The sequence below is a fragment of the Rhizobium cerradonense genome, assembly GCF_030182455.1.
GTDB lineage: Bacteria > Pseudomonadota > Alphaproteobacteria > Rhizobiales > Rhizobiaceae > Rhizobium.
The window spans coordinates 1-852 of record NZ_JAQJCK010000073.1; the positions used below are offsets into that span (position 1 = coordinate 1).

Below are 852 nucleotides of genomic sequence, written 5' to 3' on the forward strand. Positions count from 1 at the left end.
GATAACCGGATCATCAGCGGAACCGACGTAACGACGTTTCGTACCACCATGTCCATCCGGGATGTCGAAATACCAGTACGTGCGCCCCTTAACCTTCGCTGGGGTGAACCGACCCTCCGGAGGGAAATCGGCCGTCCAAGCGGCATCGAGCGAGCGCTGACCGAGCTCGGCGAGCATCGTCTGATACATGAGGTCGATGGACTTCATAGCTCGACTCCGGTGTTATACTGTTTTTCAAAAACAGTATAACGGTCGAGAGGATGGGTCGCAAGATAGGATACCACCTCTGTCGCCTTGAGCGGACTCGAACTGTCGGCATTATATTTGTCTTCGCCACTTCGAATTAAATCAACTGCTTAGCCTTGGAATTGGAAGACGGTCTATTCTCCAAACGGAAGTTCAATTTCTTCGCGGTTTCTTTTTGCGCCCTCGGTGAGGACCGTGTTGAGTCGCTCTGCATCTTGTGCCGGCAGCATTCCTGCCCCGGTTCGAATACCTTCTCGCCATGTAGGCCCGCGCTTCCATGCTTCGTTGTAGACGAGCGCCAAGTCGGCAGATCGCCTTGTCTGCTGCAGAGCTTCGAAGAGCAGCGCAGCTTGTCGGATATCCTTCTCACGCTTCGCCGGCCCCTGCCCGTCGGTGTTTCGGCGGCTGGCGACTATGAGCTTGTGGACCGCATACCGGGACGGATCAGGGACGACGACTGGGACACCGCTTCGGTGGAGCAACATTGTCCTGACGGGTTCCCTTATGAGGAAGTCGAGAAAGCGCAGTGGATCCGCGCTGGCGCCGCCAAGAGCGGGCATCTTCGCCGGCTGATCGATGTAGTCATCCGAACCACGGTTCGACGTC

At 56.7% G+C, this 852-nt stretch carries 1 protein-coding gene and 1 pseudogene; both read right to left on the bottom strand.

Features of this window, described 5'->3' with window-relative positions; translation table 11 throughout:
• Positions 1-207, bottom strand: a pseudogene (locus tag PH547_RS33715) (nucleotidyltransferase family protein); the annotation flags it as partial.
• A 173-nt stretch (positions 208-380) separates the two neighbouring features.
• Positions 381-852: GSU2403 family nucleotidyltransferase fold protein (locus PH547_RS33720; RefSeq protein ID WP_285170484.1), on the bottom strand; the 472-nt coding region annotated here is incomplete at its 5' end.